Source organism: Protofrankia sp. CiT1, assembly GCF_917627335.1.
GTDB lineage: Bacteria > Actinomycetota > Actinomycetes > Frankiales > Frankiaceae > Protofrankia.
Genome location: NZ_CAKJTP010000095.1, coordinates 1 through 16,314 on the forward strand (window position 1 = coordinate 1; position 16,314 = coordinate 16,314).

The window sequence follows — 16,314 nt, forward strand, 5'->3', positions numbered from 1 at the left end:
CCCGTATTCCGCGCATTACCCTCTTTGACTGCGGCGATCACTAAGTGGTCGCCGCCGGAAGTTCGTCCAGGGTCTGCCGGCGCCAGACGGCGCCTCGCCTCGTTGTCGTCGGCCCAGGTAGAACCCGCTACCTGGAGCCTTCTCCGCCTCACGATGCATCCGTCTGTCATCCGGCACCCCCCCGAACAACTTCCGGCGGCGACCACTAAGAGTGACGACCGTTACAACGCTCGGAACAGCAGCGATACGGCGTGTGCGGAGAACGGGGCCAGGCCCGGGGACGTAGCTAACGGGGTGCGAAACAGCTAAAACCGGCGTCAACACGACCCACCCCCGACTACCGCTAATACAGCCCTGGACACACTGTGCTCAAACTGGCTACAACAATCATGATCGCCGTTTATGGCTATTCCGCCAGGACGGAATACGAACCGGCCCGTTACCGCTGGCGATCAGCGATCAGGGTCCACGGGCTGGGCGTGGCGAGGGCCCTGCGGTGCCGGTTCTCGGCCCAGTACCACACCGAAGCGGCCATCACCTCGCCTGAGTCCCGTACCTGCCGGGTGGGCTCGAACGGCCGCGACATGCTGGTGTAGCTCTGGAACATGGCCAGCAGCTTGACCGCCCGTTGCTGCGCCGGGGACAGCCACTGCTCGGCCAGCGGGAGGAAGAACCGGTTCCAGCTGTCGGTGGAGACCGTCGGCGGTCTGTCGATCGGCTCGACGCCCTTCGTCGTCCGGTATGTGTTGATGGTGTCGCAGGCGATGTCGACCAGCCTGGCCAGCCGCAGGCTGCCCTGCCCTCCCGCGATGACCTCAGTGCGGGGCGCCGTCGGCGGGGCACCGAGCGCCGCGTCGACGATTACGTCGGCGACCTCGTCCACGGGGCTGATCTCGGCGTAGCCGTCGGGATCCCCAACCACCACCGCGGCCAGTCCGGAGACCAATGCCGGTAACAGGGTGTAGGGACCGGAGAAACGAGTGATTCCGCCGTCGCCGCGCCGGCCCATCACCAACGGTGGGCGGACCACCGTCACCGGGCCGCGATGACGGGTGGACACGATCTCCTCACAGGCTGCCTTGGACCACTCATAACCGTTGCGGTAGCCCTCGAACTCCGTGCCCCCGCAGCCCGCGGGGAGGCGTGCCCCGTCCACATAAGCGGTGGAGACGTGAACGACGTGCGTCTCAGGGCCGGCCAGTCCGAGCACCGCGCGCAGGGTGTTGATATTGGTGGTGGCCTCGTCCCGGGTCATGCTCCAGTGGGTGGCTGCCGCGGTGTGCACGATGGTGTCCCAGCGGCCGGCCAGTGCGGGCGGCGCCGGCTCCTGACCAATGTTCCAGCAGACGATGGAAGTGTCGGTGGCCCGCCGCGCCACCCGGACGAGATCCGGTGCCGCGGGGTGGCTGAGCAGCCGGTCAGCGGTTTCGGTGCCGATGACACCGGTTGCCCCGGTGATGAGGATGCGCATCACGTCTCCCGCAAAGAGGTCAGGACCAGGCAGGCGTTCTGCCCGCCGAAGCCGAAGGAGCTGGCGGGCGCCGGCGCCACGGCCACGCTTCTGGAGGCCACGGCCTCGACGAGACCGGCCGCCGAGCTGGCAACGAGGGCGACCGGCGGCCGGTCAGCCACAGTCATCCACGGGGACCTGACGGGCATCCCCGGGGACCTGGCGGGCCACCAGCAGTTCGACAGCGTGTCCGACTGTTTCAGCCCGGACCAGCTCCTCGGGCTCGATCCGGACGCCGAGCACGCGTTCTAACTGCGCGCCCACCGCCATCAGCTCCAGGCTGTCGATGTCGAACTCGGCACGCAGGTCGGTGTTGTCATTGATCACGTCGATGTCGGCGCCGAGGACATCGGCGATGGTGGCGCGGACGACGTCGGCCAGCTCGCGTTGCTGCGGTGTCATGTTCATGTTTTTCCTTGTTGCTCCTGGTTCGGTGTTCAGTTCAGGCCAACGGCGATCGCGTGGGTGGCCACGGCCAGCGCCGTCGAGGATGTCGAGTGCCTGCTCCAGCTCGGCGTTAGGGCTGGTCATAGGAACTAGGCGCTGTCGTGAGCACGAGCGCGGTTACCGGCTGTCGGTCAGCCGCCGCTCAAGCGCGGTGAGCATCTGCTGGGCGTTCTCCGCAGCGCGGCGGCGGCAACCGGATTCAGCATGCCGGCGAGCAGCGGGATACCGATGTCGAACTCCAGGTGCAGGGACACCAGGCTGGCGCTGTCGCCGGCCGGGCGGACGGACCAGTAACCGACGAAGCGCGACAGGTCCCCGCTGATCTGACGGAAGTCGCATCGGCGGGCCTGGTGATCGAGATACTCGGCCGCCACCCACTCCAGCACCGATCCCCTGAGCCAGACCGACCACGCCGTTGTCCGATGGTCCGCTCCAGAGCACTCGACGATCTCAACCGATCGGACGTTATCCATGCACTGTGGGTAGTTTTCGACGTCGGTGACCGCGGCCCAGCTCTGGGCAGGCAGGGCGTCGATGGACAGTTCGGCTGCGACTGTGGGCATCGGAGGCTCTCTTGAGGCGAGATGGGTCAGGACCGTGGCGCCAAGGCGTCCGCCCGAGCGGACGCCAGCGCGGGTGGCAGCAGGCGGCGCAGGACAGCCCGGGGGAACGCACGGATATGGGTGATGGCGTAGGACTGCTCCACCAACGCGCAGCCCAGCTCCCGCTTTGGTTCGTAGGCCGTCTGGGCGAACCTGATATGCTGGCACTTCTCCGCGATGGCGAGTTCAATGGCCGCGTAGTGCACGTTGTGATAAAGCCGGGCCCGGTGCGCCAGCCGGTAGTCCAGCCCGATCCGCACCCCCACGGCACCGTGACCGCGGAAGAAGCAGTGCAGGAAGGCCACCAGCTTGTCCCCGTCGAAGCAGGCCACCACCCGCTGCTCTAGGCCCTCGGCGTCGGACAGCGCCCGCAGGAACACCCCGTCGAGGACATCCAGTGTCTGGTCGGCGCGCACCATCACCTGCTGGTAGAGCCCGAGCATGGCGGGCAGCAGGTCCGCGAAATCCCTCCGCACTTCGATTCTCAGTCCCGGGTGGTCGCGGAAATTTCGTATCGTGCTACGCACGTTCCGGCGTGCCTTCGCCGGCAGCGCGGCGATGTAGTCGTCAAAGGAGACATGGCCCAGCCGGAGCTCGGTGTCTGGCAGACTGGGCACGAAGAAGAAGCCGGCCGCCGCCAGCTGCGGGCGCAGCGCCGCCATGCACTCAGGCGCGAAGTCCTTGAACACAACCGTTCCCAGCCGGTTCCGCCGGGCGTACCGCAGGACCGCCCGCACCAGCAGCTCGCAGACCTCGGGCTGGAGCGGTCCCCGGCTCAGGACCCGGCCCGGACCGAGGAAGTTGCCGCAAAACAGCATGGGCACGCGCAACAGCCGAGGGAACAGCCTGCGTACCGGGGCCAGCAGGCGTCGCTCGCCAGAGCCTACAACGTCGTCGAGCCGCAGCTCCCGGAAAGCGGCCAGCGGCAGGATCGCGCAGATCTCCCCCGCGCTCCGGACCACCACGTAGGCGTACTCGTCCGGCCCGATGGCGCCCTGTTCCATCGCGGCGAAGACCTGCCGTGCCCACATGGGGTCGTCCGCGGGAGCCAGCCCGTCCCACACCTGCGCCGGGATAGCGCCCACGCCGGGCAGGACATCGACAGCATATCCGGCCGGCGCCGTCACCACGCCGTGGCCACTGTGCTCTGCCATGGGTTCTCACCACTCCGGGCCGGGTCAAGGGGCAGGGACGGGAACGGCGCGGTCAGCTGATGCGCGGCGGCTGACCGGTAAGCGCCGTACATAGCGGCTGGGCCATCCGGCCCGCAGCGGGCGGATGGGAGACCGGACCGGCGGTGGCCGAGGCGAGGCAGGCCGGCTCGGCCGAGCTGATGAACGACAGTTCGGCGGACGGCCGCCGCGCCGACACGGTGTCCATGCCGGGGCGGAGCCGGTCAGGTACGGATCTTTCGCCACCGAGAAAGCTCACCTGGCTGCCCTTTCCGAGGTCATGACAGGGAGACCGACACAGGCGCGCGGGCCGATGAAGCCGTGCTCAGGCGGTGTGCCCCGCAGGTCCCACCTGGATACAAGGAACTGTAATAGGTCATTTACTGGCTGAACACCCCCAGTTGGATATCTCCATCCGCAGTACCGCGGACCGGTCAGTGCCCGCCGCCACCGCTTCAATCAGAAAATTATGATTAAAAATAAAAACAGCTGGCTATTGCCGGGCCGCTCTACGGCGTGTTTCCGAAGCAGTCGTTTGATCAGGGAGCCGTGTCCAGGTAGTTCCTGGCTGGACACGGCTCGCCCGGACAGAAGATTCACAAAACAGGTTCTGCAGGACTCCGGAAACCGGGATTTTCACCTGGGCACCAGCGAGAGCGATGAACCGGCCACCGGTGGCCAGGACGGACGCGGACCATCCAGACCATCGACATCCGCGGGAGCCGCCCGGGCACCGTCACCATTGTGCCGGTCATCCCGGCTGGCAGGATCAATGTTCAGCGATGATGCCCGGCCGTCGAGTCCGGCTTCATCGGCTGACTCCAGTCAGCCAGGCCTTCCAGGCCTTCCGGCACCTCCGGCACCTCCGGCACCTCCGGCATCTCCGGTGTCCCGGCGGCATATGCGAGCTCGCCGTGCTCCGCGAGGTCCAGGCCGGTCCACTCCTGGCGCCGGCTCACCCGGTTACCGACGATCAGATCAATGAGCATACCGATCAGATACGTCGCAATCAGTGAATACATCACGACCACGGTCAGCGCCAACAACTGGTTGCCGAACAGGTGAAGCCCGCCGCCGTGGAAAAGCCCATTGGCGCCATCGGGGTTGACGCTCTTGGTCGCGAAGAGCCCGAGACAAAGAGTGCCAAGGCAGCCCCCGACCAGATGCACCGCGATGACGTCGAGGGAGTCGTCAAGAATGAGCCACGCCTTCAAACCGACCGCGAGACAGCACACCACTCCGGCCAGCGCGCCGATGAGAATGGCAGACATCGGTGTGATGAACCCCGCGCACGGAGTCACCGCGACCAGTCCGCCGAGTGCTCCGGTACCGGCTCCGAGGACGGTCGGTTTGCCAGTGCGGACGCGCTCGACCGCGATCCAGGTCAGCAGCGCCGCGGCCCCGCCGAGGTTGGTGTTGGTCGAGGCGAGGGCCGCCAGCCCGTTCGCGTTCAACGCGGCGCCCCCGTTGTACCCGAGCCAGCCGAACCACAGTATCCCGGCGCCGATCATCACCAGCGGCACGCTGTGCGGCGGCTTCTGCCGCTCAGGCCATCCCACTCTGTGTCCGAGCACCATCGCCATGGCGACAGCGGCGGCACCAGCGTTGGCGTGCACGACCATACCGCCACCGAAGTCGAGGGCGCCCAGCTTGGCGGCCCATCCGGTGGGCGAGAAGACCCAGTGCGCGACCGGCGCGTAGACAACTATCGGCCACAGCACGAGAAAGAGGATGTAGGCGGCGAACCGCCAGCGGTCCGCGGCCGCTCCGGTGACCAGCGCCGGGGTGATCACGGCACCCATCATCTGGTAAAGAGCGAATGCGATCACCGGTACCGCCAGCCGAGGCATACCGGGCACACCGCCGCTCAGGCTCGACGGCGTCAGTCCGGCGAAGTGCAGGCCACCGAGTAAGCGGTTACCGCCGTCGAACGCGAGCGAGAAACCGATCAGCGCCCAGGTGACGCTGACGACCCCGATGGCGCAGAAGCACTGCATCATGATGCCCAGTACGTTGTGCCGGCCTTGCAGGCCGCCATAGAAGAAGGCCAGGCCTGGTGTCATCAGCAGGATGAGAGCGGCGCAGATCAGCACCCAGGCGGTGGCGCCCGTATTTATTTCCATCCCGAGGTTCCTTCCCGGTCAACCGATGGGTTCCTTGGCGTCTACGGGTGCGGCTCTCCTGGAGTAACCTGATCATTCCGCGAGTGCGTAGCTACTTTGGTACCGAACCTGGTGGACCCGTTGTTGTTCTTGGGGTAGGTGGCAACGCCATTACCACCGACTTCTTCGACCAATCCGCGGTGCGCGAGATCCCGGCCCCGGTCCGGATTCAGTGGCGGCCGGCCTGACGTCACGGGCAGCATAGTTAACCAGCTCGACAGCACCGAAGCCGAGAAGCCCGGCCAGCGCCTCAACCAGTTCCGCGGAGATCCGTACCACACCGCGGAGCCTGTACCAGAACCGACAGCGCCAGGTAGCTCCAAACGGAGATCTCGGTCAGGAGGTCTCCATCTAGAGATAGCGGACAAGACGAAAATGCTGGACATTATCGTCATTGTCACAGTTGTCATGCCCCCCAATACGCACCGCGTCCCCGCCGAAGCGGGCGCCGTCTCCAGGAGGTCTGGGGCTCATGCCAGACCAAGATCACAATGCCTATGAGGTCGAACCCCCACCCTCTCGGGCTCCACGCGCAGTCCTCGTGTTCCTACTGACCGGAGTAGTGATCGCCGGTACGATATTGGCGTTGCGCACCACCTCCGGTGCCAGCTCGGAATCGTGCTCAGGCGCGCTCGCTCTGACCGTTGAAGCGGCGCCCGAGGTGTCCGCCGCTGTCCGTTCGGCAGCCGCCAACTACCAGCAGACCAAGCCAAACGTCGACGGCACGTGTGTCACCGTCCGGGTGAGCACACGTGCCGCCCAGGAGACCACGCGGCTGCTTGGCGGAGGGTGGCGAGAGGCGACCGCGGGAAACCAGCCGGACGTGTGGATCCCGGACTCCACGGCCTGGCTCGACATGGCTCGCCTGCAGGAACCGGCACGCGTCCTGGTACCGCAGAGCGCACCGACGATCGCGACCTCGCCGGTCGTCATCGCGGTGCCGCGGAGCATGGCCAAGACGCTGGGCTGGCCGAGCAAGAACCCGTCCTGGGATGATCTTCGTATCAACGAAGGGAGCACCACCTTCTGGCACGACCACAACGACAAGTACCCCGGCAAGTTCCAGGTCACCTTCGCCAGCCCACAGACGTCGTCGGCCAGCGCGGCCGCGATGATGTCCATCGCCGCGGTCGCGCTGGGCAAGCCGGCTGGAGAACTCACCGCCCAGACGTTCCGCGATGACATGTCCGCCAAGAAAGTGGTTCTCGACCTGGAGCGCAAGAGCTCGGCCATCGCCGACTCGGACGAGGCGCTGCTGGCCGGGCTACGCCAGGCCGACGCCGACACCAGCGGAGGAGGGCTGACCGGCCACGTCTCCGCGGTACCGATGTCGGAGAACATGATGTTCGACTACAACAACGGTGTCGTCGCTGACGGAAAGGCCACCCCGCCGAAGGAGCCACTCGTCGCGATCTATCCAACGGACGGGATCGCGGTCCAGAACATTCCGTTCGTTCAGGTCGGCCCGGATGGGAGCCCGGCTCACAAGGCCGCTGTCCAGGGGTTCCTGGAAATGATGCTCAGCAAGACCGGGCAGGACTCGTTCACTGAAGCGGGCCTGCGGGGCGAGGACGGAACGGCCCCGAAGCTCACCACCGACGCCGGCTTCTCCCCCGGGCTGCGTTTCGAGCCGGCGGAATCTGTCAACCCCGCGGCGACGGGGTCAGCACTCGCCCTGTTCCAGGCTGTCCACCAGCGTGGCGCGACACTCGCCGTCATCGACACCTCCGGTACGATGGGCGGCGTGGTAGCGGACAGCGGGGGCGTGACCCGGCTGAAGGTGGCCATCAGCGCGATGGATTCGGTGTACGCCGCGCTCGCCGAAGATTCCAAGATGGGACTGTGGCAGTTCTCCCGCGTTCCGGGCAGCACCGCCAGCTACCAGGAACTGGTGCCGATCGGCCCGATAGGAGAAGTGATCAACGGTACCTCCCGTCGGAACCTATTGATCCAGAACACCGACAGGTTGCAGGCCAAGGACAACGACGGGGGGCTCTACGACACGGCGCTCGCCGCGTTCCGCAAGCTCAGCTCCGTCTATACACCCGGCCGGCCGAACCAGGTCGTGTTGTTGACCGACGGCCAGGACGACAACCTGAGCAGTATTTCCCTCGACAATCTGATCACGAAGCTCAGGAGTGAGTTCGACCCGGAGCATCCCGTACATCTGATCACTATTGCCTACGGCGGTCAGGCCGATGCGCAGGCGCTCCAGCGCATCTCCGCCGCGACCGATGCCAAGAGCTATCCCGCGCGCGACGAGAACTCCATCTCCCAGGTGATCCTCGACGTGCTTACCACGCACTAGATCATCAGCTGAGGGGGGCCGCCCGGGTGGGCGGCCCCCCTCAGCTATGAGCGGGTTCCTCAGGCCTCCGCTCGCTCGGTAGCCAGCAGGTCCTGTAGCTCGCGCAGTGCTTCCCGGAGCCGGTCAGCGAATACCGACATCTCGCCGGCCATCGGGCGGGCCGCGCTCAGGTAGAGGTTGAAGCGGTCGGGCAGCAAGACGTAGGCGATACCGATGCACCGGCTGTTGGTCGGCCCGAAGCCGAAGTACTGGATGTTGGTCGACGGCGCGGAACTGGTATTCAGATAGTCGTCCCGCATCTTGAGCCAGCCGGGAGTCTCGTACAGGGCGGGTGCTTCGGTCACCCCCAGCGCCTCACCGCGCCGCTTCTGAATCAGCTGCAGTTCCCACAGATGCTGCTCGGGTGCCTGGCCCGTCTGGCACTCTTTCGCACGTTGCACATGCCTTTCGGCAGCTGCCCGGAACGCCGCTCTGCGGGTCTTCGCATCCGCTCCAGGGTCATCCATCGCGGCCACGAACCGCACCACCTCAGGTGTGACGACGCGCATCGCCTCCGTGCGCCCGTGCCGGTACTGTCTCGTCGCGATCGACTCGTACGTGGCACCCACGAATCCCCTGGTACGTTTGTGGGCGAGTTGATAGGCCAGCTGCACGAACGCATCCGGCGATATCCGTAGCCGCTTGGCCTGATTTCCACCGAAATCTTCGACGGACAGGGTGGCGGTAGCCGTGTCGGCGCTGTAGGCCGCGAACGAGGCTTCGGCGGTCCGCACCGTGCTCCGAAGGTCACCGTCCAGCGTGAATTCGATGGCCTCGATGACTGGTAGGCCCTGCGAGCGGCTCCCCGACCGTTCCGGGTGCATCTCGGCCGATGCGCCCAGCAGGGCGTCAACGAAACCGAGGATTGTGGTGCCGTCCAGACCACAGTGCTCCACGTTGATGCCCGCCGTACCGTCGGCAAAAACGATCAGAGAGACCGCCTTGTCGAACCAGCGGTTAGCACTGTCACCATGCAGGAGCTGGTCGCATGCGGCCAGGGCGTCTTGGGGGGTGAAGTCCTCCAGGCACATGCAGAACAGCGCGGTCTCCAGCTCCTCGAGCGCGCCCGCGTTATCGGGATGACAGGCGAGCAGCGCTTGCCTGCTGGCGGCCCAGTCGGCCCGAGCCTGGGTGGTGAGGTGTCCGACAGACGTGTCAGGCGCGGCCCGCGTCGCACCGGCTTTCATGATCGATATCAGTCCTGCCGTAAGATCGTCCAACGTGTGGGGCCAGCCATCCGAGCCCAGCACGTCCATGCGGAACATGTTTCCGCGGAAGAACACGACGATATGGCGCGCCTGAGACGGGCCCGGCCATTTTTCGCTGTAAGGCGCGCGGACGGTGTCCTGCACGGGCCCGGGTATCCGTGTCGTGGAGAACAGGAACTTGTTCTGTTCCATCGAAAGCGCCTGCCCCCGCTGGACGATCGGCGCGACAAGTTCCTCGTCGAGCAGCAGTTTGTAGTCAACGGCCGCGGCGATGAGCCCGGCCGCCCGCTCCACCTGTCGCCGGTCCGAATCATTGAACAAGAAAAAGAAATTCGCGTTGAGGGCTATACGGTCACGGCGGCCCAGGTACCGGGACGGCCAGAATGTGTCGAGCCAGCTGTGCACGCCCGCCCCGGCGTTGTACTGTTCGAGTGCCGCGTGCAGGGTGCGGCCAGGACCGCCCGGCCGGAGGAAGGACGCGACCTCGGCCTCGGTCGCCGCCAGCTCGTCCATGGACAACAGCGGCGCGCACCACTCGAGGAATCTCTCGCAGCTCGCCTCCAGCATGGGCAGTGGTACTCGTGGCAGACGCTCTTCGCCGGCGAAGGTCCGGGCGGGTTCCTCTTGGCTGTTGAACGATTTCATCCTCGACCTCGCTGACTTGGGGGCATGTACGGCTCCTTATTTGTTGCGAGGTCCACGACTGGGCGACTCTTCGTCCCGCGCGGCCGAGAGATGTAGAGCTGCGCGTAGAGCCAGCCATCGGCTTCCAGACCTCGCGGATCCACTCCGACGGTCCACAGCGTGTCCAGGACAAGCGACTGCTCCTCGGGGGAGGCGAACCGTCGCTGCTTGAATACGCGGTCCAGGTGAACGGTTTCGTATCCCAGCTCGGCCAGGCTCGCCGCGACAGGCTCGAACGGGAACATCCGCAGGACGAAATGCGCCATCCACGGTTTACGCTCACCGTTCGCGTTGACGATGCGCGAGATGGTTCTGTCGGTAACATAACCAAGACAGCCCGTCGAGATGACGAGATCCGCTCCAGCGAGCTGCTGGCGTTGTTGCTCGGTGGGGTCGTTCTCTTCCAGATCGGCATGTACCGCGTCATCGATGAACCCTGCCGCGAGCGCGTACGACAGCGCCGGATGCGAGCTGTCAAGACCCACGAACTGGGTAGATCCGAGGTGGCTACGGGAACGGACCAGCTCCTGGTCACGGGTCAGTAACGTGTCGCGGGTCTGCTCGTTTACGTCGAAGCCACAGTAACGTTCGTACAGTTCGTCCATGGTTGCTCCATATTTCAACAGAGCCGCATTAATGCCATAGGAACAACCGATGTCAAGAATGTTCAGAACATGACCAAAGCGCGACCTTCGGTATTCCTGAATAAGTTTCACAAAATATGGCTTGGCTAGTTGTGGAATGCAATATCCGAGCTCGCTTAAGGTGCTGAAATAAGCCCGCGGATCGGGTTGGGTATAAATGTGATCAAGTGAAACTTTCCCAGTGGCGTCAAAACGCACGGAGCGCGCTCCTTCGTTGATCGCGAAATGGGTGGTGGGCCGACGTGGGGTTCAGCTCGCCGGTCGACTCCTTAAGCCGGTAGTTGGTCGACGCGCGCGGCTCGTCCCTGGCCACCCGGCACTGGGCAGCAAGCGGTCCGCATCCATGCCGCAGGCAGGATGCGGTTGACTGGCGCACCGACGTCAGCGAACAGAGCGGAACCGACCGAGCAGAACAGCCTTCAGCGGTGCAGCCGGCCGGCAAACGCATGGAAGCAGCCGGCCGTGCCAGGGTGGCCCTGGCGACCGCGATGCGACCGTAGCGGTGTTCGATCCGACGTTACCCGATCGCGGCAGCATTGCCGCAGGTTCGTCGATACAGACCCGGCCGTACTCGACGAACACCTGCGGAGATGCTCCCCGAGCTGGCTCGGAAAAGGTCTGAGCAAGCCTGGCCGGGCCAGCTCAGAAACGCTTTCCCATTCTTCAGCACGCCCGGTCAGCGGCTTCCTCACCCTTCTCGGTCCAGCGGTGACACTGACCCACTGGAAAAACTCGCCACCGGAGACACACAGTCTCTCAACAATCCGTGCCCGATGCCGGACAGTACGCGTTTCCCACCACGCCCAGGTAACAGCAAACCACCAGGAGAACACACGGCGCAACAATTCGGGCCGCAACTGTCAGCACCCCGTGCAACCCGCTCAATCGCCACGGGACGATCGAGCGGCACGCGGACCGCGTCACACCCCCCTATTCTTCGCGCATACCCTTGACAACCCTCTCCTGAAGCTGAAATACCACATCTTGATCACGCAATGTAGTCACATCTCCGAGCTCGCGCCCCTCCGCGATGTCCCGCAGCAGCCGACGCATGATCTTTCCTGACCGGGTCTTCGGAAGGTCATCGGACCAGACGATACGCTGCGGCCGCGCCAGTTTGCCGATCCGTTGCGCCACATGCTGGCGCAACATCGTCACCATGTAGTCGTCACCTACCAGATCACCCCGCAGCGTCACGAATGCCACGATGGCCTGCCCGGTATCGTCGTCGGCCCGGCCGACGACGGCGGCCTCCGCGACGGCCTCATGCGAGACCAGCGCCGACTCCACCTCGGCTGTGGACAGCCGGTGACCGGAGACGTTGATGACGTCGTCCATCCTGCCGATGATCCAAAAATAGCCATCTGGATCCTGGCGGGCGGCGTCGCCGACCACGTAGATCGTTGGCCCGAAACGGGAAAAATAGGTCTGAACGAACCGCTCGTCGTCACCATAGAGGGTACGCAGCATGCCCGGCCAGGGTGCGGTGATGACGAGCACACCGACGCCGCTGTCCAGCGGCTCTCCCTCCTCGGAGTACAGCTCCGCGGCGATCCCAGGCAACGCGTGAGTTGCCGAGCCCGGTTTGGTGGTGGTCTGCCCGGGGATCGGCGAGATCATTATCCCGCCTGTCTCGGTCTGCCACCAGGTGTCGACGATCGGGCACCGCTCACCGCCGATCACCCTGTGGTACCACAGCCATGCCTTCGGATTGATCGGCTCACCGACCGTGCCGAGAATCCGCAACGACGACAGATCATGACGCCCCGGATACAACGGGCCCCATTTCATGCAGGCCCGGATCGCGGTTGGCGCGGTGTAGAAAATGGTGACCCTGTACCGCTCTATCAGTTCCCACCAGATGGACCTGTCCGGGTAGTCCGGAGCGCCCTCGTACATGACGCTGGTAGCGGCATTGGATAACGGTCCGTATATGATGTATGAGTGGCCGGTCACCCAACCAACATCGGCCGAACACCAGTAGACGTCAGTGGCCGGGTCGAGATCGAACACCATCCGGTGGGTGTAGGTCACCTGGGTGAGGTAGCCGCCGGTGGTGTGCAGGATCCCTTTCGGTTTCGCCGTCGAGCCGGAGCTGTAGAGGATGAACAGCGGATGCTCCGCCTCCATCGGCTCAGCCGGGCACTCGGGGCTGGCAGCGGAGAGCAGGTCGTGGTACCAGATGTCGCGGCCGGTCCGCATCGGCGCCGCAGTGCCCGTCGAGCGGACGACGATGATGTGCTGGAGCGAGTCAAGGTCCCCCATCTCGGCGTCCACCGCCTCTTTGATGGCAGCCGTACGACCCTTACGGCGAGCCCCATCCACTGTGATCAATGCCTTGGCCGCGGATACCTCCATGCGCTCGCGTACCGCGGACGGAGCGAATCCACCGAAGACCACGTTGTGCGGGGCGCCGATCCGGGCGCAGGCCAGCATCGCGACGACCACCTCCGGGATCATCGGCAGAAAAATCCCCACCACGTCGCCCTTGCCCACGCCGAGGCTCTTCAGACCGTTGGCGAGCAGCTGGACGTCCCGATGCAGATCCGCATAAGTGATCGTCCGCTCTTCGCCCTCCTCGCCCCGCCAGTAATAGGCGACTCTGTCACCGAGACCGGCCTCGACATGGCGGTCCAGGCAGTTGGCGGAAACGTTCAGCCGGCCGTCCGCGAACCACGTGTAGAACGGCGGGCTGCTGTCATCGAGCCCCTTGGTGAAGGGGGTGTCCCAGCGCAGCAACGACCGTGCCTGGTCCAGCCAGAAGCCCACCGGGTCGCCAGCAGCGGCGTCCCAGTCCACCTGGTGGCGGGAGACGAAGCCGGCGGGCGGGGCGAACCGCTCGACCGCCAGGAGGCGTTCAAGGTCCTTTTCTAGCTCCGCGCTTTCCGCGTCTGTAGCGCTGCCCTCCGCGTCCGCAGCGCCAGTCATGCTCGTCGAAGCAGCCCCGTCATCCAGAGGAGCTGCGTTCAGGGTGCTATCTGTCATGACGTGTCCTCCTAGTGCTCGGTCTGTTCCTCAACGGGCACGGTTCGCCTCGGCTCCGGGCTTCCGGCGGCCTGTCGACCGGCAGGGCTGGCAGGGCCGTGCGCCGCCACGTGTCGTCGATCACATCCGCGATGGCGCCCAGTACGCCGCCCGCCTTGGTCACGGCCAGTTGCTGGCCCAGTTGTACTGGTCATGGCGACTCCTCGGGCCGGGGCAGAACGGGGCCTCCCGTGGAGGCGAGCCCAGGAGGACCAACCATGTGCATGCCGCCGCTGCCATCGCAAGAGCGCCTGGACGAACGGTGCCGATGAGGCGACGAACGGTTGATGCGGCAAGACGAGCGGCAAGCGATGTCCGCCTCACAATCACGCCTATCAGGCCAACATCGCCGGCGGCGGCCAACACTCGGTGGAGCGACGGCCCGGCCCCGGTGCCGGAATGGCGGGACAGCTTCCCACCCCGGGCATCAGCTGACGACCGGTAGCGCGCTGGAGGCAGCGGTGAATGGACATGTTACCTTGCGTGTGATGCGGCCATGCCCTAGTGTTACCTAGTCACGCAGGGCGAACTGGTCAGAACACGAACCCGCCCGTCACGCTGACGTCACATGGAGTTCGAGGAACGTCGTCAGTCGGTCTCCCAACGCGGCGTCAGCCCAGGATCACCCTTGGCGAACAGCCCTGACGCCGCATCCGAGAGGTAGCCCTGAGTTGGTTGCAGATTTTCCGCCAAAATCCAAACAGCCTAGAGCGGCTCAGGTCCGGGCTCCCGTCCCACTGGGCGTCCTATAATTCAGCGCGACCGGCAATAGGGGACGCGGCGCCGCGGGATTGGGGCACGCACCTCGCGCCGGCGCTCCCCATCCATCGCCACGCGATGGATGGGCACCCCGGCTCGCCGGTCGCCGCCCACCACCTCCGGTGACTCCCCGCGCCGCCTCGTGACGCACGCACCCCAGCTCCACTTCTTGATCCGCTCCCCTCTTGCCGGGCGCTTTTAGTAGGATAGCCGGAAGGTCAACAGCTCTAGCTTTCCATAAGCCCGGTCACCTGTCGGGAATTTATGGGAGCCGAACAGCGCACACTCATTTTTTGGCATTCATTTTTGGAGTTCATAACAGCTGGGGCCAACGCCATGGCGGTATTTCCGTCACCGCCGTTCGAACCGCCCGAGGAGCAGTCGTCCATGGCCTCGGATACACCGCTTCCAATCGTAGCAAGGATGGAACTGAAAACCGTGAAGCAGATCAGAAACCAGCGCATGATCCGCAACTACGAAGGCTTCCTCCGATAGTGCGCCTCGTGCTGGTCGGGCCGCCGGGAGCTGGTAAAGGTACGCAGGCCGAGTTCATCGCCCAGGCGTGGTCGATCCCCAAGATCTCCACCGGGGACATCTTCCGCATGAATGTTCGTGAGGGTACCGAGCTGGGCGTGGCCGCGGAGAAGTACATGAACGCCGGCGACCTCGTCCCGGACGAAATCACCATCGAGATGGTCCGCAACCGGCTGGCCGAGGACGATGCGGCCAAGGGTTTCCTGCTGGACGGCTTTCCCCGCAACGTGCCGCAGGCTGAGGTGCTCGGCGGCATGCTGGCGACGCTGGGGATCCAGCTCGACATCGTGCTGGAACTTGTCGTGGACGACGACGAGGTGGTGTGTCGGCTCTCCGGCCGGCGAACCTGCCGTCGCTGCCGGCATACCTGGCACATCGACTTCGATCCGACCAAGATTGAAAATATCTGTGACCGGTGTGCCGGTGAGCTGCTCCAGCGAGATGACGACAAGCCGGAGACCGTCCGACGCCGGCTCGAGGTGTACACCGAGCAGACCGCTCCATTGGTCTCCTACTACGCCGCCAAGGGAATACTCATCGGCATCGACGCGACCGGTCCGGTGGACGACGTCACCGACCGCACCCTCACAGTGCTGAGTCAGTATGACGCTCGAACAAACAGAGGGTATCGGCCGTAGCCGGCATCAGGTGGCTCCAGCTGGAGGCCTCGCAAAGAGGTCTCCATCTGGAGATGGCGGATAAATCTGAGCTGCGAGAGTATAGGGACATGGTTAGCAGTGGTATGAGGCAGCTGAAGCCGGCTACGGGAAGCCGCAGGCATGCCGCGCCAGTGCCTGAGGTACTGCTCAGCCTCGACGAGGAGTACGGTGCGGTCCTCGCGCTGCTCGATCGCTCCGCGGCGATCGCGCGCATGGTCGTCGATGTCCCGCGATTAGCCGGTGTCGACGTGGCGTGGGTCGGTGAGCCGGACGGCGTCGACCAGATCGTGCTCGGTCGCGGCGTCAATGTGGCAACCGAAGCGCTGAACGGCATCGTCGTGCCGGTCGGGGCCGGGCTGGGCGGCAAGGTCCTGACCGCTCGCCGCCCGCTGTGGGTCAGCGACTACTGCGCCTCCTCCGAGATCACGCAGGACTTCGCACCACAGGCCGCGACCGAGGGCCTCAAGGCGATGATCGCGGTGCCGATCATGCACGATGGCCGGGTACTCGGTGTCCTCTACGGCGCCAACCGCACCTGGACACAGTTCGGTGACCGCACCGC

13 protein-coding genes are annotated in these 16,314 nt (G+C 65.2%); 3 read left to right on the plus strand and 10 right to left on the minus strand.

Going from position 1 to position 16,314, the window contains the following annotated elements:
* Positions 1-439: 439 nt before the first annotated feature.
* From MJ785_RS14940 to MJ785_RS14970, 7 genes are all read right to left on the minus strand, one after another.
* Positions 440-1,471 (minus strand): SDR family oxidoreductase, encoded by a 1,032-nt coding sequence (locus MJ785_RS14940; protein WP_239312938.1) that lies wholly within the window; start codon positions 1,469-1,471, stop codon positions 440-442.
* Positions 1,471-1,632, minus strand: coding sequence for a hypothetical protein (locus MJ785_RS14945; RefSeq protein WP_239381403.1), 162 nt, complete (start codon positions 1,630-1,632; stop codon positions 1,471-1,473). Before MJ785_RS14945 ends, MJ785_RS14940 begins: the two co-directional genes overlap by 1 nt.
* Positions 1,625-1,918 carry an acyl carrier protein gene (locus tag MJ785_RS14950; protein ID WP_239377359.1) on the minus strand — a complete coding sequence of 98 codons (294 nt, stop codon included), beginning with the start codon at positions 1,916-1,918 and terminating at the stop codon, positions 1,625-1,627. Before MJ785_RS14950 ends, MJ785_RS14945 begins: the two co-directional genes overlap by 8 nt.
* Positions 1,919-2,088: 170 nt before the next feature.
* Positions 2,089-2,520: a type II toxin-antitoxin system RatA family toxin gene (locus tag MJ785_RS14955; protein ID WP_239381405.1), complete on the minus strand. Its 432-nt coding sequence runs from the start codon at positions 2,518-2,520 to the stop codon at positions 2,089-2,091.
* 26 nt (positions 2,521-2,546) lie between these two features.
* A complete protein-coding gene (locus tag MJ785_RS14960; protein ID WP_239312928.1) occupies positions 2,547-3,713 on the minus strand; it encodes a GNAT family N-acetyltransferase in 1,167 nt (388 codons plus the stop codon).
* A 52-nt stretch (positions 3,714-3,765) separates the two neighbouring features.
* Positions 3,766-3,990, minus strand: a complete 225-nt coding sequence (locus tag MJ785_RS14965) for a hypothetical protein (protein WP_239312926.1) — start codon at positions 3,988-3,990, stop codon at positions 3,766-3,768.
* 517 nt (positions 3,991-4,507) lie between these two features.
* A complete protein-coding gene (locus MJ785_RS14970; protein ID WP_239348168.1) occupies positions 4,508-5,854 on the minus strand; it encodes an ammonium transporter in 1,347 nt (448 codons plus the stop codon).
* A 511-nt stretch (positions 5,855-6,365) separates the two neighbouring features.
* Here MJ785_RS14970 and MJ785_RS14975 point away from each other — a divergent pair.
* Entirely contained in the window at positions 6,366-8,201 is a 1,836-nt protein-coding gene (locus tag MJ785_RS14975) for a substrate-binding domain-containing protein (protein ID WP_239348169.1), read from the plus strand.
* Positions 8,202-8,260: 59 nt separating this feature from the next.
* Here the strand turns inward: MJ785_RS14975 and MJ785_RS14980 are convergent, their stop codons facing one another.
* From MJ785_RS14980 to acs, 3 genes are all read right to left on the minus strand, one after another.
* Complete coding sequence (locus MJ785_RS14980; RefSeq protein ID WP_239381407.1) at positions 8,261-10,093, minus strand: choline/carnitine O-acyltransferase; 1,833 nt, start codon at positions 10,091-10,093, stop codon at positions 8,261-8,263.
* Positions 10,090-10,974: a class I SAM-dependent methyltransferase gene (locus tag MJ785_RS14985; protein ID WP_239312347.1), complete on the minus strand. Its 885-nt coding sequence runs from the start codon at positions 10,972-10,974 to the stop codon at positions 10,090-10,092. Before MJ785_RS14985 ends, MJ785_RS14980 begins: the two co-directional genes overlap by 4 nt.
* A gap of 732 nt (positions 10,975-11,706) precedes the next feature.
* Positions 11,707-13,704, minus strand: coding sequence for an acetate--CoA ligase (gene acs / locus MJ785_RS14990; protein ID WP_239312353.1), 1,998 nt, complete (start codon positions 13,702-13,704; stop codon positions 11,707-11,709).
* A 1,349-nt stretch (positions 13,705-15,053) separates the two neighbouring features.
* Between acs and MJ785_RS14995 the strand changes: the two genes are divergently transcribed.
* Together MJ785_RS14995 and MJ785_RS15000 are read left to right on the plus strand one after the other, a co-directional pair.
* Positions 15,054-15,731 carry an adenylate kinase gene (locus MJ785_RS14995; protein WP_239312345.1) on the plus strand — a complete coding sequence of 226 codons (678 nt, stop codon included), beginning with the start codon at positions 15,054-15,056 and terminating at the stop codon, positions 15,729-15,731.
* Between the two features lie 104 nt (positions 15,732-15,835).
* On the plus strand, positions 15,836-16,314 hold a 479-nt coding region (locus MJ785_RS15000; protein ID WP_239312343.1), incomplete at its 3' end, for a GAF domain-containing protein.

What these genes read in the sequence shown, in the direction of transcription:
- MJ785_RS14940 (WP_239312938.1), bottom strand. Translation starts at nt 1,471, where the DNA reads ATGCGCATCCTCATCACCGGGGCAACCGGTGTCATCGGCACCGAAACC.
- MJ785_RS14950 (WP_239377359.1), bottom strand. Translation starts at nt 1,918, where the DNA reads ATGAACATGACACCGCAGCAACGCGAGCTGGCCGACGTCGTCCGCGCC.
- MJ785_RS14955 (WP_239381405.1), bottom strand. Translation starts at nt 2,520, where the DNA reads ATGCCCACAGTCGCAGCCGAACTGTCCATCGACGCCCTGCCTGCCCAG.
- MJ785_RS14960 (WP_239312928.1), bottom strand. Translation starts at nt 3,713, where the DNA reads ATGGCAGAGCACAGTGGCCACGGCGTGGTGACGGCGCCGGCCGGATAT.
- MJ785_RS14970 (WP_239348168.1), bottom strand. Translation starts at nt 5,854, where the DNA reads ATGGAAATAAATACGGGCGCCACCGCCTGGGTGCTGATCTGCGCCGCT.
- MJ785_RS14975 (WP_239348169.1), top strand. Translation starts at nt 6,366, where the DNA reads ATGCCAGACCAAGATCACAATGCCTATGAGGTCGAACCCCCACCCTCT.
- MJ785_RS14980 (WP_239381407.1), bottom strand. Translation starts at nt 10,093, where the DNA reads ATGAAATCGTTCAACAGCCAAGAGGAACCCGCCCGGACCTTCGCCGGC.
- acs (WP_239312353.1), bottom strand. Translation starts at nt 13,704, where the DNA reads ATGACTGGCGCTGCGGACGCGGAGGGCAGCGCTACAGACGCGGAAAGC.